We start from the raw sequence: 23,224 nt of genomic DNA, 5'->3' as shown, positions 1-23,224 counted from the left end.
TCTATCTATCTATCTATCTATCTATCTATCTATCTATCTATCTATCTATCTATCTATCTATCTATCTATCTATCTATCTATCTATCTATCTATCTATCTATCTATCTATCTATCTATCTATCTATCTATCTATCTATCTATCTATCTATCTATCTATATCAAAAGCTGTCTCAAGAAGTAAAACACTCCGTAACAACCACTCTGTAAGAAACCGCACTGTAACAAAAGAAGAACCCAATTTGCACAAAGCTTTGCCGTTTTTGGATGATGGTGAACCCGTGCCTTTTTTAATGGCTGATTGTAAACTAAATTACAAAAATACAGAGGAGATTGCTACGTCGCTAACGCTCCTCTCAATGACGGACAGGGAAACGCGGCTCCAATCCGGTCATTACGAACCCTCACGTCTACGAGCCCCTTATTGGACAACTCCCAAGACCCAGAGCCGTCATTGCGAACCCCCTAAGGGGGTGTGGCAATCTCAGCCTTGTCATTCCGAGCAAAAGCCGGAATCCATGCTTTTTAAGTTGAAAGGCATAAAAGACTGGATTCCCAATCGGGGTCGGGAATGACAGAGGAGGGAAACGTCTTAAAAAATCTAAATATTAGCTTTGGGCGCTGTTTTTTGTTAATCGCAACTGAATAAAGGGAGGAATATACTATGGCGAATCCGCGTTTTTAGGGTGTGTTGTAAGTGAAGAAATTCAATTGTGGCATTTCCACAATGATTCTGAAGGAGGTAAGATATGGAGGCTGTTTTTAAATCGAATAGGTTTTTAGAGACATTGTTAGTAATCCTAATAATGCTCATACCTACAATATCCATGGCTGATTCTACAACTACAATCCCATTGACAAGTAGTTATTGGCAGTCTTTAGATATTGGATATGGAACGGGTACTATGAGTACAACATCTGATGGACTAAAAATTAATGGTGTTGGTTCCAGGCAAGGAGCAGGGTTAAGAACAATAAGTACGTATAATATGGTTGGTGCAACAATATACATTAAATGGAAAGCATCTGGTTCTGGTTATATGGGTGCTAATGCTGGTATTGAATATGACTATACTAATGATTATGCGTATATAGGTATAGCTAACTCCGGTGGCTATTTAACAACAGATCATTCATATGGAGGTTCAACCGTAATATCGGATAACACTTGGTACTACACGAGAATTAAACTTAATAGCGATCAAACATATACTGTTGTGACAGCATCCAGCAATTATGATGATTCAGGTGGAACAACATTGTTGTCATACTCCGGTACCTATAGCGGCAACAATTGGAGCTACTTCCAGAGTGAATATGTGTTTGTGTATTTATGGGATAACTATGGTGGCACATCAGCTTATATGGTGGTCGGTGAAGCAAAAGTTAAATTTTCTGTACCGTTGACAAGTAGCTACTGGCAGTCTTTGGATATTGGATATGGAACGGGTACTATGAGTACAACATCTGATGGGATGAAAATTAATGGTGTTGGTTACAGGCAAGGTGCTGGTTTAAAAACCTCAAATACGTATAATCTTGTCGGCACAGAAACGTATATTAAATGGTTGGCATATGGTTCAGGTTATATGGGTGCCAATGCTGGTATTTTTTATGATATGAATAGCACTGGTGGTGAAATAAGTCCTGCTGGTAGTGCTCAACCTTTAACAACAGATCACTCATATGGAGGATCAACCTTAATATCAGATAGTACATGGTACTATACAAGAATTAAACTCAATAGTGATCAAACATATACTGTTGTGACAGCATCCAGCAATTATGATAATTATGGTGGAACAACAATTCAATCATCATCCGGTACTTATAGTGGCAGCAGCTGGAGCTCCTACCAAAACGCCCGTGTTTTTGTGTATATGTGGGATAACTACGGCGGCACATCGGCATATATGGTTGTTGGTGAATCGGTAATTAAATATTTAACATCAACCACAACCACTACTGCCACATCCTCAACAACCACTACCACCGCAATATCATCACCAACAACCCTAACCATCAAAAAACAAAGTACGAGCTTATCGGCGCTGACAGGGACAGTTACAGCAAATTCCGGGACAATAACATGGAGCAGCTCCTATACTACTGAAACTACGACAGGGAAATACTATTATACCGGTACAGCTACTTACAGTAATGGCTCAAGTGTTATTTTAACGGCTACAGGCGGTTCAGGCTCATCTTTTAGCAGTTGGGGTGGGGATTGTTCAGGAACAGGTTCAACATGTTCGTTAACTATGAGTTCTAATAAAAGTGTGACAGCAGATTTTGTGACATCTACTGGTACAAGCACAACGACAACTGCAAATACATCAAATGCACATTCACAAGTCATCTACTCGTTACCATACTTCCATACCGACTCGAGCGCTGTTACCTACTGCATGTTATCAAATAAATCATCGGATAATACAAGTGCTGTGACATTTGCAGTGAAAGCTAATTCATCTGGTACCCCAGCAGGCACGGCAAATGACGTCACATCTCTCGGGCTTTACGCAAAAATGACAAAGATGATTACGTTTAATGGTTATTCAGTAACTTTTGGAAACAGTACGCTTAATTTAACATCAGAACTCAGCAACGGCGCTTTTTCTTACGGAGGTGTGTTGTCAATCTATTCAACCGGAACTGCACTAAACTGCACAAATGTAACGTTAAGCTGCTTTCAGGGAACAACTAACCCAAGAAGGAATTTAGCCGGTTATGTTTGTCAGGATAATAGTACAGCAGGCTCAGGCAGCAAGAATATTGTTGTTGGTTATTAAACATTATGAATGAAGAAATATAAAAATGGAGGAAAATAAAATGAAAAAACTTACAGCGATATTGTTAACAGTTATTTTGGCATTAGCGGTAACGGTTATTTTAAGTGAAGCGGCAAGCACAGTCTATTATTATGTGCCGTATCTACAGAGTAATACCAGTGGCGTAACTTATTGTGTTGTGTCAAATTTGTCGTCTGAGACTCTGAACACAACATTTACAGTGGGTGCAAACACAACAGGTGTAACAACGGGAACAGCAAATAGTCTATCAACAATAGCCGCAAACACAACCAAACAGATGACTTTCTATCAGCAGACAGTCAGCTTTGGCTCAACAACAGTCACAATAGCCTCAGATGTAACTGATCCCAATTCAACATCGTACGCAGGCACACTGGCTTTTACGGCAACAGGAGAATTTGGCACAACCGGCACACAAGCAACATGCTTAAGTGTGGTAATGGCATGTTTTCAGGGAACTACGAGTCCGAGGCGGAATCTGATAGGGTATGCTTGTAAAGATAACGGCACAAGCGGCCCTGGCGGTAATAATAACGTAATTGGGTATTAGGATATTTGTTTGAAAAAACTGTCGGACACTGCCTCTGTTAAAGGGGCAGTTGTCCAAGCAGTAAGAATAGTTTGTATTTGAATCGAATCTTGTTAAATCTTTTAATCTGAAAGGACAGGTGGCAGCTTTTTGTCCTATAAAAACCCAAAGAAATCTTCTTTGGTCATTTCAATGTCCCTGATTATTTTGGAAAAAAGGCCGGGCCCAATTGTCTCTCCCAAATGCACCGGTATTACAGTGTGCCTGCCGTCCTGATGCTTTAAAAAGACGTGTCTTCCTCTCTGTCTTTCAATCCTGAAGCCCGCTTTTTTCAAAATACTTATAATATCCTTACCTGTCAGTGAAGGTAGGTTAGTCATACCCTGACTTTTTGAACACCTATAAGATGCGTTAAGGTATGTTCGTCATCGTTTACTTCCATGCAAAGCTGAATCGCTTCTTTGATCCTTTCAATGAGAGTATCAAGAGATTTCGCCTGGGTATGGCACCCCCTAAGTTCGGGAACATCGGCAATGTAAAATCCCTCTTCATCTTGTTCTATGATTACAGTAAATTCTCTGTCCATATAAATACTCCCTAACTGTTATTCAGAATAATAACATATTTTAAATTCTTTAATCTGTTCGTATGGTTAGCGGGCGGAGCTCGCTGTGAAACTTTTTAAGCGGCGGAACACCGGTTAAAAAATTCCTTAAATCACAATCACACCAACAAGACATTAAACAAAATCATCCAAACGCTAACAAAAAACCTGGGGTCAAGGGGGCTGGCCTCCTTGCGGATGGGGTTTAAGGGGAAGGGGTGAGGCACCCCCGCCGTAATGGGCAGCGCCTTCCCCTTATCTTCAGTTATTCTTTGAATCGCTGTCACCATAGCACTGCAATTGTAACAGCATCTCCGCCGTCTTCAGTTTCACCTTTTCTGAAAGATTGCACAAGCTGATGGGTGCTGAGGTGCTCGCGAACCGCCTTTGAAAGAGCTCCGGTGCCAAGACCGTGAATTATTTTCACTGTTTTAAGGCTTGCTAAAACGGCATCATTCAGATATCGCTCAAGATCAGAAACAGCAGGGTCAACCCGCTTTCCTATAAGGTTAATCTCTGTGGGTACATTACGGTCTATGGTCTCATTCAGAGTTCTGTAGTGTTGAGTTTTTTGTGTACTTTTTTCATCCATCTCGGAAAGGGCGCTTATCGAAATCTCTATTTCACGGCCATTCGCTAATACAGTGCAACGCCCTTTGCCCTCATTTACCAAAACCACCTCGCCAACCACCTTTAGCCCGCTTAAAAAAACCTTTTTACCGGGAAACACTTTTAGTTTTGGAACAAGCGGCTGAGACAATTGTGATTCCTTGATTTCTTTTATCTCTTTTATCTTATGGTCTAATTCTCTAACCAATAGTTTAGCTTTTTCAGCCTCAGCAGTTTTAATCTCTTTGAGGATTTCAGCAGCCTCTGATTTTGCTGTTAAGAGCAGTTTTTCAGCTTCGGAGGCAGCTCGTTTTATGGCCTGTTTCTTTGTCAGGCGGACAGACTGTATCTCTGTTGTTAGTGTGCTTTTAAGCGCTCTAAGTTCCTCTCTGAGAGCGTCCACCTCTTTTGTCTTCTCCTTGTTGAGTGTAAGCTCGGAGTGGAGGTCAGAAAGAAGCGATTCCAGTTTTGAGTCCGAGTCGCTAAGAATAGCCCTTGCATCGTTAACTATATCTTCAGACAGTCCGTAGTTAGATGCAATGTCAAAGGCATGTGATTGGCCAAATTGCCCTAAGGCCAGTTTATAGGTCGGTTTAAAGACTTTTTTGCCCTTTTCGTCTGTCAGGCTTTCAATCTCCATTGAGCCAACCATAACGCCAGGGTCAGAGTATGCAAAAAGTTTAAGCGCCCTTAGGTGAGTGGTTACAGCAACAAGTGAGCCTTTTTTCATAAGCGCCTTTACAATTGCCGAGGCCAGAGAGCCGCCCTCATCGGGGTCTGTGCCAGTGCCAAGTTCATCTAAAAGCACAAGGGTCCGGTTGTCACTCTCTGTAAGTATTCTGGATATTCGGCTAAGATGGCCGGAAAAAGTTGAAATGTTGTCCTCTATAGACTGGTCGTCTCCGATATCAACAAAAATATTTCGCAAAAATGGAATACTGCTGCCGGATTTCGCTGCAACGTGCATCCCGGACAGCGCCATAAGATGAATCACTCCGATAGTTTTAAGCGCCACGGTTTTCCCTCCGGCATTAGAGCCGGTTATCACTATGGCACTGACAGAGTTATTCATGCTAACGTCAAGGGGCACTAGTTGTGCTGATTTATGCTGCCTGAGCAGAGTATGCTCTAAAATTGGATGCCGTCCGCAAATTATATTTACATATCCGCTTGTGTTGATCTCAGGTGCTGACATGTTACAAACCTCTGAGTAGCGGCTAAGAGCCGACACAGCGTCTATTTTAACTGTTATCTGGTAGTCTTTTTCTATCTCAGCAAGGTGCGCTCTGATAAGTGAAGACAGGTGTTTTATAATTTTAAACTCCTCAATTTTTTCCTCACCCTTAAGCGATTCAATTTCATTCCCTAATGTCTGTGCCACATAAGGTTCAACAAATATTGTCTCACCGGTTTTAGATATATCGTGGATAACTCCTGGAATCTGTCCTTTAGATTCTTTTTTAACCGGAATAACCGAGCGGTTGTTTCGGATGGTTATAAAGAAATCCTGAAGGTGGTTTGAGTAGTCTTTTCGCTGTAAAATTCCATCGAGAAGTTTTCTTAATCTTACATCCAGGGATTTGAGCCTGGACCTTATTTGATATAGTTCATTTGAAGCGGTATCAACAATAAGCCCGTCTTTATCTATTGAGTTTTCTATCGTCTTTTTTATAAACGGATGGGTTGTAAGATTTGATACAAGCTCGGAGGTTATTAAGTATTGGTGCTGTGTTGCAAACCTCTTAAGATTATATGTTGAGTCAAAAAGAGGGATGAACTCTCTTATCTCGATGGGTTCAATTATGGAGTTTTCGGGCTTAAGCGTAGTAAACTGCAGTGACAGGTCAGAAACCGGCTCTATGCCGGTCTGGTTATTTTCAGCAAAAAGATTGCACCACTCGGTTATAAAATTTGTTGCGTGTTGAATCTCCTCAGGTGTTGAAAGAGGTCTCAGGCTTAAAATATTCTCTCTGCCTGCAAAGGTAACTGCATAAGAGGCCGCAATTTCAAGTATCTTACTAAACTCTAAAGCTCGAACCGTGTTTTCATCTATCATCTAAGCAATTTTATGTTAACACATTTGAGGGGGGTTTGTGCTCCTATGGGTTAACTTGACAGGCAATTTGTTTAATTTTCTGTATCTTTTATTTATGAAGTTATTTCATACTTTCTAAGTTCTACTACTACGTTGAAATATTCTTTTTGCAGTTTCTTGTAATCCTCCTCAAGTTTGCTATAAAATTGTTTAGCTTCTCCGTTAACTTTTAACCAATCCTTGTCAAGTTCAAAATTTTCTATAACTGATTTCAGCTTTTTGTTTTCTCTTTTCAAAACGTCCAAAGAAATCTCAAGGTGTTTGTTATTTGTTGACATAACATCAAACATCTCTTCGAGTTCCTCTGTTTTCAAGTTCTTTTTCTCAAGAATCCTCTTCAGACTGGCATTGGTTTCCTGTATTATCTTTAATTTCTCAAAGGTATCCTCCACAGCTCCTCTGAAAGCATAGATCTCCGTCATCCTCTTTTTCATTGCTTCAATTGTATTTCTGAGTATTATTTTTTCCGATTCAGATTCAGAAACAACTATCTCATATTTTCTTATAGCAATATTTTTTTCCTTATTTAGTGTTTTTATAATGTTTTTTAAACGAGTACGTTCATCTTCAGATGTTTCCACAGTCATTATTACTTGATGATTTGAAGGCATTTCAGTTGTATTCTCTGCTGACAGGATTTGTGTAAATCGCCTCCTTTCGTTTGCTATAAACTCCATTGAATGCTTTATCTGAGCATTAATTTTATCCAGGTCAGTAAGCAATAATTTGCCTTCATCTGTTTGTACTCTGTATTTTTCAACCTGTTTTTTAAGACTTTCATTTATTTTCATGATATAGGTAAAGCGTTTGTATAAATCATCAAAAACTTCTTTATAAGCCAAAAGCTCCGCAATCCTCTTTCTGAGATTTGAAATGGTTTCGTTATTTTTTTGATTTTCGGTTGCCAGTTGTATCTCTGCACTTTTTAATTGATTTAAAAGTTTATTATTCTCAGCCTCGAAACGGTTTGCTTTATCTGTAAATTCTTGTTGAAAAGCTAATTTTTCTTTCTTTACCTTTAGAACCTCACTGATAAGAAATTTATCTATTATATTATCAAAGTGATTCATAAGAAGGTTGTTGGTATTAGTGAAAAAATCTCCTTTAAGAACAGGACTGGCGTATTTTTTTATTCCATTTTGCAGATCAGTTAATAGATTAAGGCGTGCTAATTCAATATCTTTAATTAATTCGTCTTCAGGGTCTTTTGTTAACGGTTTGAAATTGAGTTCTGATATACGGTGCTTAACGGCTTCGATTCTCTGTTTTAAAATATCATCAAGTTCTTTAATCCTGGCGGAGATTTCTTTAGTTTTTAAAGAATATTTCTTTAGTTTTAGAATTAAAAAAACCGAGAAACCTACAGCCATTACTAAACATTGAAGTATAAAAATAAAAAGAGCTGTATTAATTCTTATCATTTACCCAGCCTAACAATTTTTTCCTCCGGAGCAGCTTTATAATAACAACTATCGCTACAACAAAAACAATATTCAATATTATCAGGGTTATAGCTACTTTAGTATAAGATGATTTCTCCTTACCAGTAGAAGCAGCGGTATGCTTCTTTTTTATTTTGGGCTTATTTTGTACGGATGTTTCGACTTTATGATTTTCATTTTCAGGCGATTGAGGTGATTTCTGTATATCATTTACTATGAATGTCAAAATTTTTTCCCGTTCAAAAGTCTTGCCGTAGGCAGCAATTCTAAGAGTATACATACCAGGAGTGTTTGGCGTAAAAGAGGCGGAATAGACTCCGCTACCCGCTGCTGCTGTGTCGGTTAATGGAATTTTAACGACTTCTGACTCCGGAGAGGTTAATTCAATATACAAACCGTTTTCTTTTAAAATATCAGTATCTTTAATAATTTCTTTTTGCTCATTCTGAAACCATGCTTCTATATTAATTGTTTTACCCGCAAATATTTCCTGATTATTAAAATTAGCCATGAGTTTTAAGGACGTGATGATATAAACTTTATTACCTTTACCTGTGCAATTTAACACATACCATTTTCCTTCGGGTGGATTTTTTATCGTAACCATGTCAAATGTGGGGGAGGAAAACCATGTAACGGTATCTGGCTTTTTATTATATTTGTATAATTCTCCGGTTGGTGATTTTATCATAATTTGCTTTTTCACAGAGGTTTTCTTAATAATAAGATTTACTTCTTTGATCGAATTATCTACAATAAAGCTATTTCCATCCATTTCAATAGAGTCAAATGGCAGCATATCCGGCATTTTTAGAGCTTCAAATATGGATAAAAATATGTGGTGCAAGTCCTCAGGGATTTTAGCTATATAATAAAAACCGCCGGTTTTTTTAGAAACCGCCTCAAGAAGTTCCTTATCCGACTCGTCACTGAAAGCTATAGTAAAAATCTTTATATTAGACACTTTTGTTTTTTCTACAAGTTCGGCTTTTAGCTTATCCTCAAGCATTCTGTCCCTGTTACGATTTCCTGTATCCATCTTACCATCTGTCATAAGTATGATTATTTTAGTCTTCCCCGGCATTTCATCGCTGTCTAACATCTCCAGCGATTTTTCTATGGCTTTATAGAGATTTGTGTATAAACCGTTTGAGGTGACTTTATTAACAGCAGCAAGAAATATCTTTTTATCAATTACCTCATTCAATCCTGTCAGGTGATAAACATCCGTGTCAAAGCTCATTATACCAACCCTGTCTTTACCGTTTAATAACAATAGAAATAATTTTGAAGCAGCAATTCTTAAATTTTGGGGATCCGTCTTTTTCATACTGCCGGAGCTGTCTATAGCAAGCGCAACGTCAATATGTGAGACTGCTTTGTCATCCGCATTGAGGCGTGAACATAGTATTAAAAACAATGTAATATTGATACAAACATATACAACTTTCCCAATGTCTAACTTCATATAAACTCCCCTTCACGATATTCTATGCTTAGAGGACAATTTTGTCAATGTTTTTTTAGAGGAAATATAGATGTATACTTAAACGATATATAGCTATTCTTGTTTATATGAGCGTATGAACTCAGCAAGCTCCGAAATCGTTGAAATGTGTGCCGGGAATGCGGTGTGGTATTTTCCTATGACAGAGGTCGTATGGGCGTCACTTGAGGTAAGCTGAAAGAGCCCCCTTTCGTTTGCAAGCTTAAGAGCAAGCCGCCCAGCCTCATGCGATGTATTACTGCTTGATACTTCAACCCCGTCAATATCAATTTCATAGCAGTGCTGTCCGTCCTCACGGCTAAATCTAAATGGATGAGCGGCCACAACGGCAGCTCCATTTAAATGGGCATGGCTAATTAACCTCTCTGAGGGCATGTTAAAAGATATCCCTCTCAGGTCTTTAAGTCCATATACTAAAAAGTGCCCGTCAAGACAAGACACCTCAACACCCGCAAATATCTTCAGACCGCCTATACATTTGAGCCTTAATGAGTTAAGCTCATCAGCGCTCCACAGAGAATCGTGTTCGGTTATAACTATTGCCTCTATGCCTGCCTCCATTGAAGCTTTCAGAAGACTCTCCGGTGAAATTGTGCTACAGGTTGACCTTGGAGACGTGTGGAGGTGGCAGTCAAATTTCATCTCTTTTTTCCATTTGACTTTATATCAAATAACAAGGGCTGCTTGTACTTTGAGTATATACCGCAGTTGGTTGAATGCTTACAGTGCTTGCATACCTCAATATACTTGTAACAACCCTTCTTCTCACAGTAGATCTTTTCGCTGTTTATCGGCATACTCTTTACGAACTCCTATATCTCTAAGGCTACTATAACATAAGAGTGCCGGTATTTTCTTCTTTATTAAGCCTCTAAGGTTGTTACATATGTGTGCCTTCAAAAAAAATCGGGGAGATGAAATAGAGAAGAAAAAAGTACCTTCTCTACTTATTTATGGATTACTCACCCGTTATATGCTAACATGTTTAATGTACAGCATTGCTTTTAACAACCAGAACCGAACACATCGAAAGTGCAATTACACGTTCCGCCACACTGCCCATCAAAACCCCGGCAAACCCTGTGCTGCCATAGTTGCCCATGATAATGATATCTGCCGCCATTTCTAAAGAAGCATTGACCAGTGTTTTATATGGCTGGCCAACCAGTGGAAAGGTCTCAACTTTCACCCCTCTGGCATTAGCCCTGTCAGATATTTTACTTAAAATGTCTCTTGCCTGGCCTAATTTACTTTTGTCAGGAACTACTGAAACTGCTAACAGTGACTTAACCACCGGACAGCGGCTTGCCATATCTATAGCCTCATTCACAGCACCTTCGCTGTGTTTAGAGCCGTCTGAAGCAACTAACAAGGTCTCTCCCTTTAACTGCGCCTCTTTGGGAACTACCAGCACTTTAGATGAGGTGCTTGCTATTACCTTTGCCGTTACGCTGCCCATTATGAATTTCTTTAAGCCTGTCATCCCGCGCCGTCCCATTATAATTATGTCGGTTCTTTGCTTTTCCGCCTCCTCTGTTATTGCCTCATGCACACGCTCAGAGCGCTTTAACATTGTCGTACATTCCACATTATTTAAGGCTGCATCTTCTCTTATAGTGTCAAGTTCCTCCTCCACCAATTTAACCATCTCTGTAGAATAGCTAAACCCCATGCTCTCGTATGCCGGGTTAATCTCAAGCACTCTTAAGAGCCTTAGTGATGTGTTACACTCCCGTGAAAATGCTATCGCCTCTTTCACCGCACCCCTGCTGTAGTCAGAGCCATCTGTTGCCAAAAGAATTGACCTGACCGGTCCCATCAACTTCATTCTATATCTTTCCTTAATGTCTATTTTTTCAAGCATTTCACACTCCTTTTTTTAGTTAAAAATGTTCTATTCCTCAGCCTTAGTTGACTCTTTAAGTACCGATACCTGAGAGAGGTGCCCATTTCCGTTTGAAAAAACCATCTTAGGCAGTGTAATAAAGACAACAAACACCTTCTTTACGGCAGCAATTGCCGGTGTTACGACGTAGCCAGCCACAAGAGCAATTAACACTGCAAGCACTCCATAAAGTCCGCCGTGTGTCATCGCCATATCGGATAGATCACGAACCATTCCCACCTCTTTGATTTTCACTGCCCCTGTCGCTCTCTGTGAAACCACACCATCTTTGACTGCGAAAACATTGACGTTGTAGCTGCCTATAGGTACTTGATACGGGAAGTTGACTGTAACACTGTATCTGCTTTTACCAGCACCTGAGGGTTTAAGAACAACGCTGGTGCCGGAGACAACATACAGCTTACCACTTTCTTTTACTTTTATGAATTCTCTGAACAGTTGATCCTTATCGTTGCCAGTGATTTCAACTCTTTTTCCGACAGCATCATATCCAAGTGAATATTTGGCTCTCTCTTCAGCAGATAAGATGTCATCAATATTATTAGAGCTAAAAAGCATGTATGTGTCATTGACCTGGGATACTTTAAGCTTGTATTTATTCAACCAGAACAGGTGAACAGATTTCTCCTTGACCATAAACGATTCGTTTTCACGAGGTGATGTGATTTTCACTACTACGTCATGGCCACTGTCCACACTGCCGGTTATATTTAGTGTATTGCCTTTATAAAAAGTATCTATTGGAATCACGCTTTTGTCCATGTTCAAAGTAAGTTCTGCATTTGCGTGGGTTTGGCTTACTATCAGAGTAACAACAAGCACCGTGAGAATAAGCCCCATCAAACCTGTGTTTTTTTTATTCATTTCTATTTACCTCCTGTTATAGCATAAGCTAAGAGCAGAGACGGCTTTGCCATAAGTTCAAACAATATTTTAAATCCCACTGAGAGTATTAATAACGCAAGGAGTACCTTAAGCTGTTCGGTGTTGAGCTTTTCACTTAACATTGTTCCCACGTATGCGCCAACACTTGAGCCTATCAGCATAACCAAAGCTAGCACGAAGTCAACCGTGTGGTTTGTATATGACTGAAGAAAGGTGACCTCAATAACTGTAAACAGTATCTGGAAAACGCTTGTCCCTATTATCACTTTCATTGGCATCTTCAGAATGTAAAGCATAATGGGAACCATGATAAACCCGCCGCCTACTCCCATTATGGCTGCCAACACACCTACAAGTATCCCAATAATCACCGGCAAAATCGCCGAGTGCCGCACTCCTGATTTCTCAAATTCCATTTGAAAAGGAAGGAGCGACATCATTTTGGAAAACAGGGACTGTTTGTAACCAGGTCCTGAGCTTTTGTTTGGGTCTTTTCTCTTCAAAGTCTCACCAAGCATAAGACCGCCCACTGTGAAGGGCAAAAGCACATAGGTCAGTTTGATAACAAAATCAACATTTCCCATTGCATTTAGAATTTTAACTGCCTGGACACCAAGTCCACCTCCGAGGAAACTGCCTATCAACAGGTACAGCCCCATTTTCATGTCAACATTTCCGAGTTTCCAGTGAGTAAGTGTAGCTGATGTTGAGGCTGCCACCATCTGATTGGCTCCACTTGCAGCAGCAATTGTTGGCGGTATTCCAAACATCATGAGCACGGGAGTTATTAAAAACCCTCCCCCTACCCCAAATAGCCCCGAAAGCATACCAATCCCTGTTCCTATGCAGAGCATTATCACCAGATTTATCGAGGTGTGCGCTACCGGTAAGTATATATTTATCATTTTACCTCCTAAAGTAAAATCAGAATTAACTGTTTGAATAGAGTTTTTTATCTGTCATCACAGATATTGAAAGAGAGTTCTCACTAAATGAAAATATCCCCGGATTGGCAGCCCTCCTGCGAACACGGCGCCCCTCCCCTACAGTTTCATCGTTAAGCAGCGTCTCCCGTGCCTTATCAATCCTCATCTCGGCGATAGCCGCGGCCTCAAGCTGCTTGTTAATCTCGTTTAATATTTTTCTTAATTTACCCATGTTGTGCCTCCAGTTCGGTGACTGCCCTTAAGTGCTGGAACCTTTGCATTTTAGATACGGCAAGAACAGGCACCGGAATTTCTTTCAAAATTTTTCTAAGGTCAATGACCTTGTTGTGATTTACCGAGGGGCCAAGTAAAATCATGCTTAACCCCTTCTTTTTACTCAAATTGTCTTTTAACCTGAAAATATGAGAAGTTGAACACAGCTCCACTGCAAGGTCTAAACCGTATCTTTTGCCTGTATCCAGTATGCTGTCAAGGGCTGTGGTAATATCAGGTTCCCCCTCTAGATACTGATTCATCGAGCGGTCTTTACAAATCATCACAATGTCAAGGGCAGTTGATATACTCACTGCAAAACCAATCATGTATGCTAAGGAGTTATCCGAGGCAGCCCTCTCACTTGTTATAATTACGACCCTTTGGTTTAGTGTATCTTGCGTTTTCATCATACAGACTATATATCACAAATCGTGCCACACTATAAGTCATTGATTTATAATGATATTTAAAAGTGATTACAACCCTTCAATGTTTCATGTTGAAACACGGCTGAAACAGTGAGGGGAGATTGGCCTTGATGAAGTCATGAGGGTAGTGGTTTATTAGTTGATAAATTGTATATAATATGAGTCTATGTTGTTTTTAAATGAGAGGGCAACAGCCAGGTGAAGTTAAAAGGCAAAAAGATAGCTTTTTTTAATGCGCTTCCTCATCACGGCAGGTTTTTGTTTCCTGTAGCAGAGGCAGCAGAGCGTGAAGGCGCTGAAATCCTGTTTTTTACCACCCTCGTTGACTATCCGTACGAGCTTGACGTTATGAAGAGGCATTTTAAGTGTAAATTCCTTGTTGAATATATCAACGATGAAACTAAGGAAAAAGTCTCAAGAGTTCATAATAGTCTTCTCAGTGAGTGGATGAAAATAAATTTTACGTGGCATGGGTTTCGTCATTGGTCACTATTTCAGCAACACAGGTCTTTAACCAGAAATGTGGAGGACTATTTTTGTCTTGAACAGTTAATATTGAAAGAGAAACCCGATTTATTTATAACCCTGCACGAAATGAATCCCTGGGGCAAACAAATAGGGCATCTTACCAAAAAGTATGATATCCCGTTTATAACCCTGCAAGAGGGTGACTATTACAATCCCATGATTAACTTTACAACACATACGGAATACTCCCTGATTAACCTGCTATGGGGAAACCACACACGAAACACCCTTATTGGCCATAACTGCAGTTTCTATAAGCTGGCCATAATCGGTAACACTCACATAGATGAGGCTGTAAAAACTTATACCACTCCGACCTACGTGCGTAAGATAAAGGAGGAGTTGTCAATTCCCAAAGGTAAGAAAGTCGTATCTTTTCTATTAAACATATTCTGGGGAGCCACTGCTGAAAAAGCCGTGTGGGAATCCCTCATTTCAGGGTTAAAAGATAAGGATATATTTTGTATTTTTAAGTGGCATCCGCAAGTAACTTATGTAGCTTTTGAGGAAATCAAAAAGATTATTCTTTCTATAATGCCTGATGCCTCAGTGCTTTTCTCCTATGACCCGTATAAGGTGCTTGCCGTATCAGACTACTGTGTTGTCATGGGTAAAACCACGCTTGGCGTAGAGGCACTGGCGTTTGGTAAGCCGCTGTTTGACCTTTATAACATAGTTGACGGCGAGGAGTATTACAGAAACCTTGGGGTAGCCCAACCAGTCTCTCCTGCCGGCAACTGGGAGGCACTGTTTAATACAATGAAATCCGGTGTCCCGGAAGAGATAAAAGAAACCGCCCAAAAGTACGTAGAAAACGTGTTTTACCGCCTTGACGGTAAATCAACCCACAGGGCGCTTCAGGTTGTCAAGTACATTTTTGATGTACGAAAAGACAGGGATGTAAACACATGGAAATACGTGGCTTTTCAGCATCAGTTAGTCTCAGGAAAAGTATCTTTCGTTTTACCCTCCGGGCAGGATCTTTTCCCGCTGCTTGCCACCGTTAAATCCATAGCTGAAAACACAGCTTTTACTGACTACGAGATAATCATAGCGGCCAACTCTGCGGAGATAAAACGTAACATTGAAAACTCCTTTGAAGGACTTAAGACGGTTTTCTTAGAGTCAAACAATGTTGCGGCCCTCTATAATGCCGGCGCAGCAGTGAGTGAGGGGGAGTTTCTTGTTTTTCTGTTGCCGGGAGTGCTTTACTTAAAAGACGGCTCTGTGGTTGATTGCATTAAAAGAGCGGGAATCGCCGGATTTCCCCTTTATAATTCTGACCTAACCCCATATAATCTGGGCACCGGTATAGATTTTAATTTCACACCATATCCAATCACAAAACCTGGAGGCAAAGTATTATTTATAAGTTCCATGCTCTTTGGTATCAGCAAAGAAGCGCTTGAAGCTATAGGCGGCTTTGATGACAATATTGCCTATTTTATCATTGATGCCTGTTTAAGGGCTAAAGAGCAAGGATTTCCATCAGAGTATATGGCAGATTCCATGGGCATAGTCATAAAGCCACCTTCATTTATAACACTTGCTGACTTCCGGTTTGATGCCGGACAGTGGAAAAGCCCACTTAAGTTCTTTGCCAAATGGTACAGAAAGCTTGATAAAAACGACGACTACATGGAGTACGCAAAGGAAATGCTAAATACCTGACTCTGAAATTTGTAACATTGTGAAAAAACTTAAAACCATTGACGAAATACCGAAAGACCATAGAGTTTCCATTTATGGTTCAGGGCAATCCGGTATTATGCTTAAAAACCTGTTAGAGGAGTTGAGGCCGGATATAAGAATAGTTTGTTTTTTGGACTCTTTTAATTCCGGAGAAAAAGAAGGACTAAAGGTGGTAAATATAAGAGATGCGTTTCAGATAAAGTCCCTGTACGATCTTATATTGATCGCTTCGGATTTCTGGAAAGACATCGTTTCCACACTTATCCAACACAAAATTACCGAAAACTATAAAGTTGTCAACTGTCATAAGTTAAAATACTATAAAGAACACTTTCTTTCTGACAAACCTCTGGTACCATGCCATTATTATGAACTGTTTGTCAAACATGATGGATACGTTTACCCATGCTGCATAACAAGAGATAACAGTGATATGGCAATTGGGCATGTTACGGATGATAACCTTGCACAGATGATAGCGAATTTTGACGGCTGCTGCGTTTGTGAACGCAGCAGGTTTAGAAAGGCCGTACAGGGAGACATTCAAAAGTATGTTATGTTAAATTTCGAGTTAGATCTCGCTTGCCACTCAAAATGCGCTATGTGTTGTGTCAGCGCCCCATCGTGGAATGGTCACTATGGTCAATACGAATCACTAACAAAACTTGTAGATATTACCATGCCGAAAGTCATAAAGGTGCAAGGTGGAGAGGTTTTGATACAAAAGAAGTCTCTTCATTGGATTGACTCCATAAAACAGAAATATCCCAATATACTGTTTTCCCTTATTACAAACGGTAACTACCGGCTTAGCATTATAAATGCGGTCGAAAAGAGATTTAATAAAGTAGCTGTGTCAACAATAGTAGGATTTCAAAGTGAAACATACAAAACAATAACCGGACTGGATCTTAAAAGAACTATTCGTTTTGCCGAGGAACTTGTAAGCAGGAAACGTTTAGTGGTCACACTTGCCTATCTGATAACACCTATTAATGTGCATGAAGTTACTCTTTTTATGAAATGGGCTATTAACACAGCTCCCGATATTATCCATATCTATGATTCGGAAATCCATCAATATATAAACTCAGATACCTTTGACAGTTTTTGGGAAAAGATTTTTAATAGAACTGCCGAAACGTTCAAAACCGGACTTCTTGCTTTGAAATCGGAAATCCTGGCAAAAGGCACTGTTATCTGGATTTCCAGGCGGAGTATGGAGCTGCTAAAAATTGACAGACTTTTTCTGAAAAACAACCATCTTGATAAAAATGTGTTTCTCTCTAACGAAGCTTTTTCGACGATTTTCGATAATGCTCTTTCAGGTAAAGAGAATTGGGGCACGGGTAAAAGCTTTTTATAAATATCTAAGGATTCTTTAATTCATTCTGCAGAAAAAGAAATAGATTATTTGGGGTTACAGGTTTGCTAAATAAAAATCCCTGAGCTATTTCACAGTCGAGAGTTTTTAATAATTCAAGTTGTTCAACTGTTTCCACACCCTCAGCAATCACGTTTAATTTCAGGTTGTGAGCCATATCTATAATGGTTTTCACTATTATAAAATCCTCAGAATCAAAAGAAATGTTCTTAATAAAAGATTTATCAATTTTAAGTGAATTAAATGGAAGATACTTTAAATAGCTTAATGATGAATACCCCGTACCGAAATCATCAATAGAAAATTTAACGCCTCTGTCACTGAAGTTCTTAAGAACCATGGATACCTTTTCAATGTTATGCATCGCTGTACTTTCAGTAATCTCAAACTCTATCATTGAAGGATTGATGTTTGACTCATATATTATTTGAGACATAGTTTCCATAAATTTGTTGTATGCGAAGTGGACCATAGATATGTTAACAGCCATACTTATGTCATAAGATAACCCCTGTTCTTTCCATTGTTGTAATTGTGAGCAGGCTGTACGTAATACCCATTCCTCAATTTGGATAATAATACCAGTTTCCTCAGCGATTGGTATAAACTTATCCGGTGATATAAGACCCAGCCCGGGGTGCTGCCATCTTATGAGAGCCTCGACGCCAATAGTTCTATTGGTTCTGATATCTATTTTAGGCTGATAGTGTATAACAATCTCATTATTGTCCAGGGCAAATCTGATATCATTTTCTAATTTATATCTTTCTGACAGAGATTGGCCCATTTCATCGGTATAAAACAGAAATCTGTTCCCGCCGGTGGTCTTGGCTAAGTACATTGCAATATCGGCTTTTTTAAAGATATCAGAAGACGTATTGCCATTTTTAGGGGCAATAGACACACCTAAACTAGCGCCTACCCGATGCTTATCAGATTTTATTATCATCTCTTCAAGTAACGATGCGATAATCCGTTCACTAATTCTTTCAATTTCATTATCGTCTTCAACTTTTGATATGAGTATTACGAATTCATCGCCGCCAATTCTTGCCACAGTGTCAACATCACGGATACATTCTTTTATTCTGGAGGCAACCATTTTAAGCACTATATCACCAACATCATGGCCATAATTATCATTAATTGACTTAAATTTATCTAAATCAACATAAATAAGAGCAATGCTGCCGCCATATCGTTTCATGAAATTTAAATTTTGCTCTAATCTGTCATATAGTAAGTTTCTGTTTGGAATGTTGGTCAGGCTATCATAGTTAGCGAGGAATTGGAGTCTCTGCGTTATATTAATTTTTTCAATGACATAAGCTAATGTTTCTGTAAAGCTTGTCAGGAGTTGTTCTTCTAAAATGTGTTTTTTATGGCCAGGGTTAAGATCAACATTAAGCACCCCCAGTATTTCATTATTTTTTGATTTAATCGGAACACAATAATGCCCATGCTCACCCATACCGTCAAACCTGATAGTGTGGCGTTCATCAACTGAGTCAGCAAACACTATCTCGCCTGTATAAGCAGCAAGCCCGCACAAACACTTGCCTATTTGAACAGTTTTACAAGGAGACAATAGTTGATGAGGAAAGTTTCTTCTTGCGGCTAATTTTAATGTTTGCGTTGGTGCATCAAACAGAAAGATACATCCTACAGATCTCGCGGAAAACCAGGGGATAGAGAACAGTATGTCCATTGAGAGTTCTAAGCATTCAGATATTTCGATGTTTTTGAAAGAAATTTTCATGATAGAGCTAATGATATTTTGAATCTGACTAGTTTTGGTTATTTCAAGAGAATGCTCCTCCAGGGTTTTTTTAGCTTGATTTAACTCTTCTAATGAACTATACAAAGCATTTCCCATTTCTAAAACAATCTCTTCTGTTGTTTTCAGAAGACTATTAATGACATTTGTGGTAGTGGAATAAGTAACGCTCTTTGATTTTTCTTTGTCCTGATGTAATACTGAAATATCTATAAAAATATCCTGGTTTGAACGGATAAGCGCATATAACATGCTTAACGAGATGGATCTAAAGATACCACTAAAGCTTTTTTCTATATGCACTTTAGAAAATATAATTGAGATAAACATTTTCTTATTTGGCAACAGACCCCCAAACCCCATTACCGATTGAATGGAATATGGAATAACAAAATTATCTTGTGCCGGCACAACGTTACTTCCTGGTGCCTTGTCAACATGGAAATAACCTAAATCATTCCACTTATCTGAAAGTAAAATATCATTACTTTCCCTGATGTCATCCAGTTTTATTTTTAGCTGTTCAAATATTCCTTTAACCATAGGTATCTGATTAACAGAGTCTTCATCAGAGAGAGGGATTACCTGATGGCCCTCTGAAAGCCCACGATAATTCCACTCATATTTCTCTCCGGATGTAGAAATTAATGTCAGACATAATGTGTTTTCATCAACAGCGGTATTCTTAAAATTTTCTCTGACAAAATGTTGTAAAGAAGGCGGTATTTCTTTAAAAGGTAATACAAGGAAAAGACGGACTAATGCAAAATTATTGCCTTTATTTCCACAAAAACTATCATAAAGAAATCTTGTTATCTGATTTGCTACCTGTTCCATAGACTTAGTGACGTCGGCAAAATCACGTATGTGTTTATTACACATAACTAAATCAGATATTCTAAAATTCGAAACATCAAACATATTCGCGTCCTTTGAACAACCTTGCCTTTGTATGGATTCCCACATAAACATAGAACTGGCTTCAGTATATCACTATACATTTACAGGTGTCAATAACCATTTGTGCCCAAAATTAGATGGTATGGCTAAAGGTGAAAAAAATACTTCTTAATATCGGAGCCTGGGCCTTAGGAAAATGTTGCATAAAAAGATTTTTTTGTGATACTATGTAATAAGTGGTGCCTGAACATCCTCAAAGGACGTGTGTATCCTGTAGGGCCAAAAAGGGCAAAGCCGAACTTGTGAGGCTTGTTGTGGTAAATGGCAGGCTTGTATATGACAGCAGGAGAGTGCTTCACGGCAGAGGATATCACGTGTGCCGGAATGAACGGTGCATAGATGTGTTAATGAAAGGAAAACGGCTTAGAAAGATATTTAAGGTTGAGGTTAAGGTTGACGGCCTGCAGCAATTGAGAGAGCTGTTAATATCGGAGGAGATTACTTAAAGTGGCTATGATAAGAGTTAACGAACTGGCAAAGACCCTTGCGGTAAAGAATAGAGAGATTCTTGCCGTCATTGAACAAATGGGCATTGAAGGCAAAACACATTCGTCAAATTTGTCCCCGGAGTTAGTGGAGAAAATTACGGCAAAACTGACAACTAAAACACCTGAGCAGGATACGGCTTCAAAATCCAAACCTTTCAATAAACAGAGACCTCAGCAGCCACAAGCTGCTCGCCCGGTTGCCCCTGCGGAGGCATCTGCCGGGCAAAAACCTCTTGAGCAAAGACAGAAGCCTCACGAACAGAAGATGCAGTCTCATAATAAACCTCCTGCCAAGTTCCCTGCTGCTGCGCCTTTGGCCGTTTCTGCGGCTGTGCCGGCCACCCCGGCAGTTGCGCCTGGTGTTGAAGAGGAGGAGGAGGTTGTAATCCCTGACAGATTTAAAAAGAAAGTTGATATAGAAAAAGTAGATAGGGTAAAACCAAAATTAAGCATGCAAAGAGCTTTTCAGTCAATAAGAAAGGTCGAGCAAAAGAAGATATTTGACACAAGACCAGGTAAGAAATCCTCAAAGGGCAGACAAATGCAAAAAGGCATGGGCCTAAAACAGCCTCTGCTTCCTACTGCGCCGAGAAAGAAAATAATAAAGATACAGGAGGGCGCCACTGTAAGTGATTTTGCCCATCTGATTGGCCAGAAGATATCTGAGGTTATTAAAAAATTCATGGAATTAGGCACTATGCCGACGATAAACCAGGTGGTGGATATGGATGCCGCTTTGATGGTGGCTGAGGCGTTTGGCATAAAGGTGGAAGCGGCTGAGGTTGAAAATTATGAAGCGACAGATGAGGTGGCAGACGATGAAAACCTCATTCCCCGCCCTCCGGTTGTTACCATCATGGGACACGTTGACCACGGTAAAACCTCCCTGCTTGATGCTCTGAGAAAAACTAAGGTTACGGAGTCTGAGGCAGGCGGCATCACACAGCACATAGGCGCATACAAGGTGCGGCTTAAGGGCAAGGAAATAGTGTTTCTGGATACACCCGGCCATGAGGCATTTACCTCTATGAGAGCGCGCGGCGCTAAGGTCACAGACATCGTGGTGCTCGTTGTTGCCGCTGACGACGGCGTTATGCCCCAGACTGTTGAAGCTATTGATCACGCAAGGGCAGCAAATGTCCCCATAGTTGTTGCCATCAATAAGATAGACAAGGGCAATGCCGACGTGGATAGAATAAAGAAGGAACTCTCCGAACACGAGGTAATTTCCGAGGAATGGGGCGGCAAGAACATTTTTGTGCAGGTATCCGCAAAAAAACTCATAGGCATTGAAGACCTCCTTGAGATGATTGTCCTTCAGGCCGAGATGATGGAACTCAGGGCAAACCCTGATAAACCGGCACGCGGAGTTGTCATAGAATCCCGTCTCGATAAAGGGCGCGGCGCTGTGGCCACAGTGCTGATTCAAAGCGGTAAACTCAGGGTTAGTGACATTTTTGTAACAGGGTTCAGTTTTGGGAAAGTACGGGCGCTGGTTGACGATGAGGGTGCAAAGATAACCGAGGCCGGGCCATCCACTCCTGTGGAGGTTGTGGGATTTTCTGATGTCCCGGATGCCGGTGAGTCTTTCATGGTTGTTGATGAGGAAAAGAGAGCCAGACAGATTATAATGGCAAGAAGACAAAAGACTCAGACAACACAGGCGGTGCATCCGAAGAAATTAAACCTTGATGAACTATACGCTAAGATAAAAGAACAAGCCATTAAGGAACTCAATATAATCATCAAGTCCGATGTCCAGGGCTCTGCTGAGGCATTAAAGAGTTCTCTTGAAAACATAAAGCATGAAGAGGTCAAAGTAAAAGTAATACATTCATCAACAGGAGGGATAAACGACTCCGATGTTATGCTGGCCTCGGCTTCTAACGCTATAATAATCGGTTTTAATGTAAGGGCTGATGCTAAATCCGCAAAGCTTGCCGAACGTGAGGGCGTTGACATACGTTTCTACAATGTTATCTACGATGCTATAGATGACGTCAAGAAAGCGCTTGAGGGACTTCTTGAGCCCACCCTTAAGGAGGTTATTCTTGGCACAGCAGAGGTGAAACAGACATTTTTCATTTCAAAAATAGGCACCGTGGCAGGATGTCTTGTTACGGAGGGTTCTGTGCAGAGGTCATCGGATGGTATCAGGGTAATCAGAGACAACATTGTCATTTATGACGGCAAAATAGATACGCTTAAGAGATTTAAGGATGATATAAAAGAAGCTTTGAAAGGTTATGAGTGCGGCATAGTGGTTGAAAACTATAACGATCTGCAAGTCGGTGATATTTTAGAAAATTACAAGATAGAAAAGATAGCAGGAAAGCTCTAATCAGGGGGGAGCGCAGACTGTCATCCATCAGACGTGT

18 protein-coding genes are annotated in these 23,224 nt (G+C 40.0%); 6 read left to right on the top strand and 12 right to left on the bottom strand.

The window, feature by feature from the left end; all coding sequences use genetic code 11:
- Positions 1-746 precede the first annotated feature (746 nt).
- Positions 747-2,789, top strand: a complete 2,043-nt coding sequence (locus HQK88_14335) for a hypothetical protein (GenBank protein MBF0617980.1) — start codon at positions 747-749, stop codon at positions 2,787-2,789.
- A 40-nt stretch (positions 2,790-2,829) separates the two neighbouring features.
- Positions 2,830-3,360, top strand: a complete 531-nt coding sequence (locus HQK88_14330) for a hypothetical protein (GenBank protein ID MBF0617979.1) — start codon at positions 2,830-2,832, stop codon at positions 3,358-3,360.
- A gap of 134 nt (positions 3,361-3,494) precedes the next feature.
- On the opposite strand, the gene HQK88_14325 is transcribed toward HQK88_14330, so the two are convergent.
- The 11 genes from HQK88_14325 to HQK88_14275 all read right to left on the bottom strand — a co-directional run bounded on the left by HQK88_14325 (position 3,495) and on the right by HQK88_14275 (position 13,999).
- Positions 3,495-3,719 (bottom strand): type II toxin-antitoxin system HicA family toxin, encoded by a 225-nt coding sequence (locus tag HQK88_14325; protein ID MBF0617978.1) that lies wholly within the window; start codon positions 3,717-3,719, stop codon positions 3,495-3,497.
- Positions 3,716-3,925, bottom strand: a complete 210-nt coding sequence (locus HQK88_14320; GenBank protein MBF0617977.1) for a type II toxin-antitoxin system HicB family antitoxin — start codon at positions 3,923-3,925, stop codon at positions 3,716-3,718. The genes HQK88_14325 and HQK88_14320 overlap by 4 nt, the downstream gene beginning before the upstream one ends.
- A 301-nt stretch (positions 3,926-4,226) precedes the next feature.
- The gene (locus HQK88_14315) at positions 4,227-6,608 is read right to left on the bottom strand and encodes an endonuclease MutS2 (protein ID MBF0617976.1); all 2,382 of its coding nucleotides are present in this window, start codon (positions 6,606-6,608) and stop codon (positions 4,227-4,229) included.
- A gap of 92 nt (positions 6,609-6,700) precedes the next feature.
- On the bottom strand, positions 6,701-8,068 hold the full coding sequence (locus tag HQK88_14310; protein ID MBF0617975.1) for a hypothetical protein: 1,368 nt from the start codon (positions 8,066-8,068) through the stop codon (positions 6,701-6,703).
- A complete protein-coding gene (locus tag HQK88_14305) occupies positions 8,055-9,557 on the bottom strand; it encodes a VWA domain-containing protein (GenBank protein MBF0617974.1) in 1,503 nt (500 codons plus the stop codon). Before HQK88_14305 ends, HQK88_14310 begins: the two co-directional genes overlap by 14 nt.
- 93 nt (positions 9,558-9,650) lie before the next feature.
- Positions 9,651-10,238 (bottom strand): PHP domain-containing protein, encoded by a 588-nt coding sequence (locus HQK88_14300; GenBank protein MBF0617973.1) that lies wholly within the window; start codon positions 10,236-10,238, stop codon positions 9,651-9,653.
- A gap of 343 nt (positions 10,239-10,581) precedes the next feature.
- Positions 10,582-11,460 carry a universal stress protein gene (locus HQK88_14295; GenBank protein MBF0617972.1) on the bottom strand — a complete coding sequence of 293 codons (879 nt, stop codon included), beginning with the start codon at positions 11,458-11,460 and terminating at the stop codon, positions 10,582-10,584.
- 30 nt (positions 11,461-11,490) lie between these two features.
- Positions 11,491-12,366: a TIGR02186 family protein gene (locus HQK88_14290; protein MBF0617971.1), complete on the bottom strand. Its 876-nt coding sequence runs from the start codon at positions 12,364-12,366 to the stop codon at positions 11,491-11,493.
- A 2-nt stretch (positions 12,367-12,368) separates the two neighbouring features.
- Positions 12,369-13,292, bottom strand: coding sequence for a sulfite exporter TauE/SafE family protein (locus tag HQK88_14285; protein MBF0617970.1), 924 nt, complete (start codon positions 13,290-13,292; stop codon positions 12,369-12,371).
- A gap of 25 nt (positions 13,293-13,317) precedes the next feature.
- The gene (locus tag HQK88_14280) at positions 13,318-13,545 is read right to left on the bottom strand and encodes a hypothetical protein (protein MBF0617969.1); all 228 of its coding nucleotides are present in this window, start codon (positions 13,543-13,545) and stop codon (positions 13,318-13,320) included.
- Complete coding sequence (locus HQK88_14275) at positions 13,538-13,999, bottom strand: hypothetical protein (GenBank protein MBF0617968.1); 462 nt, start codon at positions 13,997-13,999, stop codon at positions 13,538-13,540. Before HQK88_14275 ends, HQK88_14280 begins: the two co-directional genes overlap by 8 nt.
- 216 nt (positions 14,000-14,215) lie before the next feature.
- Between HQK88_14275 and HQK88_14270 the strand changes: the two genes are divergently transcribed.
- On the top strand, positions 14,216-16,216 hold the full coding sequence (locus tag HQK88_14270; GenBank protein ID MBF0617967.1) for a hypothetical protein: 2,001 nt from the start codon (positions 14,216-14,218) through the stop codon (positions 16,214-16,216).
- A gap of 19 nt (positions 16,217-16,235) precedes the next feature.
- The gene (locus HQK88_14265) at positions 16,236-17,603 is read left to right on the top strand and encodes an SPASM domain-containing protein (GenBank protein ID MBF0617966.1); all 1,368 of its coding nucleotides are present in this window, start codon (positions 16,236-16,238) and stop codon (positions 17,601-17,603) included.
- 4 nt (positions 17,604-17,607) lie between these two features.
- Here HQK88_14265 and HQK88_14260 read toward each other — a convergent pair whose 3' ends face one another.
- Positions 17,608-20,319: an EAL domain-containing protein gene (locus HQK88_14260; GenBank protein ID MBF0617965.1), complete on the bottom strand. Its 2,712-nt coding sequence runs from the start codon at positions 20,317-20,319 to the stop codon at positions 17,608-17,610.
- 215 nt (positions 20,320-20,534) lie between these two features.
- Between HQK88_14260 and HQK88_14255 the strand changes: the two genes are divergently transcribed.
- The gene (locus tag HQK88_14255) at positions 20,535-20,804 is read left to right on the top strand and encodes a YlxR family protein (GenBank protein ID MBF0617964.1); all 270 of its coding nucleotides are present in this window, start codon (positions 20,535-20,537) and stop codon (positions 20,802-20,804) included.
- Between the two features lies 1 nt (position 20,805).
- Positions 20,806-23,187, top strand: a complete 2,382-nt coding sequence (gene infB, locus HQK88_14250) for a translation initiation factor IF-2 (GenBank protein ID MBF0617963.1) — start codon at positions 20,806-20,808, stop codon at positions 23,185-23,187.
- Positions 23,188-23,224: the final 37 nt, after the last annotated feature.

It is taken from the genome of Nitrospirota bacterium (assembly GCA_015233895.1).
GTDB lineage: Bacteria > Nitrospirota > Thermodesulfovibrionia > Thermodesulfovibrionales > Magnetobacteriaceae > Magnetomonas.
This window is presented reverse-complemented; position numbering and strand designations above follow the sequence as displayed.

Coding starts and splice junctions, on each gene's coding strand:
- HQK88_14335 (MBF0617980.1), top strand. CDS start 747: ATGGAGGCTGTTTTTAAATCGAATAGGTTTTTAGAGACATTGTTAGTA.
- HQK88_14330 (MBF0617979.1), top strand. CDS start 2,830: ATGAAAAAACTTACAGCGATATTGTTAACAGTTATTTTGGCATTAGCG.
- HQK88_14325 (MBF0617978.1), bottom strand. CDS start 3,719: ATGACTAACCTACCTTCACTGACAGGTAAGGATATTATAAGTATTTTG.
- HQK88_14320 (MBF0617977.1), bottom strand. CDS start 3,925: ATGGACAGAGAATTTACTGTAATCATAGAACAAGATGAAGAGGGATTT.
- HQK88_14315 (MBF0617976.1), bottom strand. CDS start 6,608: ATGATAGATGAAAACACGGTTCGAGCTTTAGAGTTTAGTAAGATACTT.
- HQK88_14310 (MBF0617975.1), bottom strand. CDS start 8,068: ATGATAAGAATTAATACAGCTCTTTTTATTTTTATACTTCAATGTTTA.
- HQK88_14305 (MBF0617974.1), bottom strand. CDS start 9,557: ATGAAGTTAGACATTGGGAAAGTTGTATATGTTTGTATCAATATTACA.
- HQK88_14300 (MBF0617973.1), bottom strand. CDS start 10,238: ATGAAATTTGACTGCCACCTCCACACGTCTCCAAGGTCAACCTGTAGC.
- HQK88_14295 (MBF0617972.1), bottom strand. CDS start 11,460: ATGCTTGAAAAAATAGACATTAAGGAAAGATATAGAATGAAGTTGATG.
- HQK88_14290 (MBF0617971.1), bottom strand. CDS start 12,366: ATGAATAAAAAAAACACAGGTTTGATGGGGCTTATTCTCACGGTGCTT.
- HQK88_14285 (MBF0617970.1), bottom strand. CDS start 13,292: ATGATAAATATATACTTACCGGTAGCGCACACCTCGATAAATCTGGTG.
- HQK88_14280 (MBF0617969.1), bottom strand. CDS start 13,545: ATGGGTAAATTAAGAAAAATATTAAACGAGATTAACAAGCAGCTTGAG.
- HQK88_14275 (MBF0617968.1), bottom strand. CDS start 13,999: ATGATGAAAACGCAAGATACACTAAACCAAAGGGTCGTAATTATAACA.
- HQK88_14260 (MBF0617965.1), bottom strand. CDS start 20,319: ATGTTTGATGTTTCGAATTTTAGAATATCTGATTTAGTTATGTGTAAT.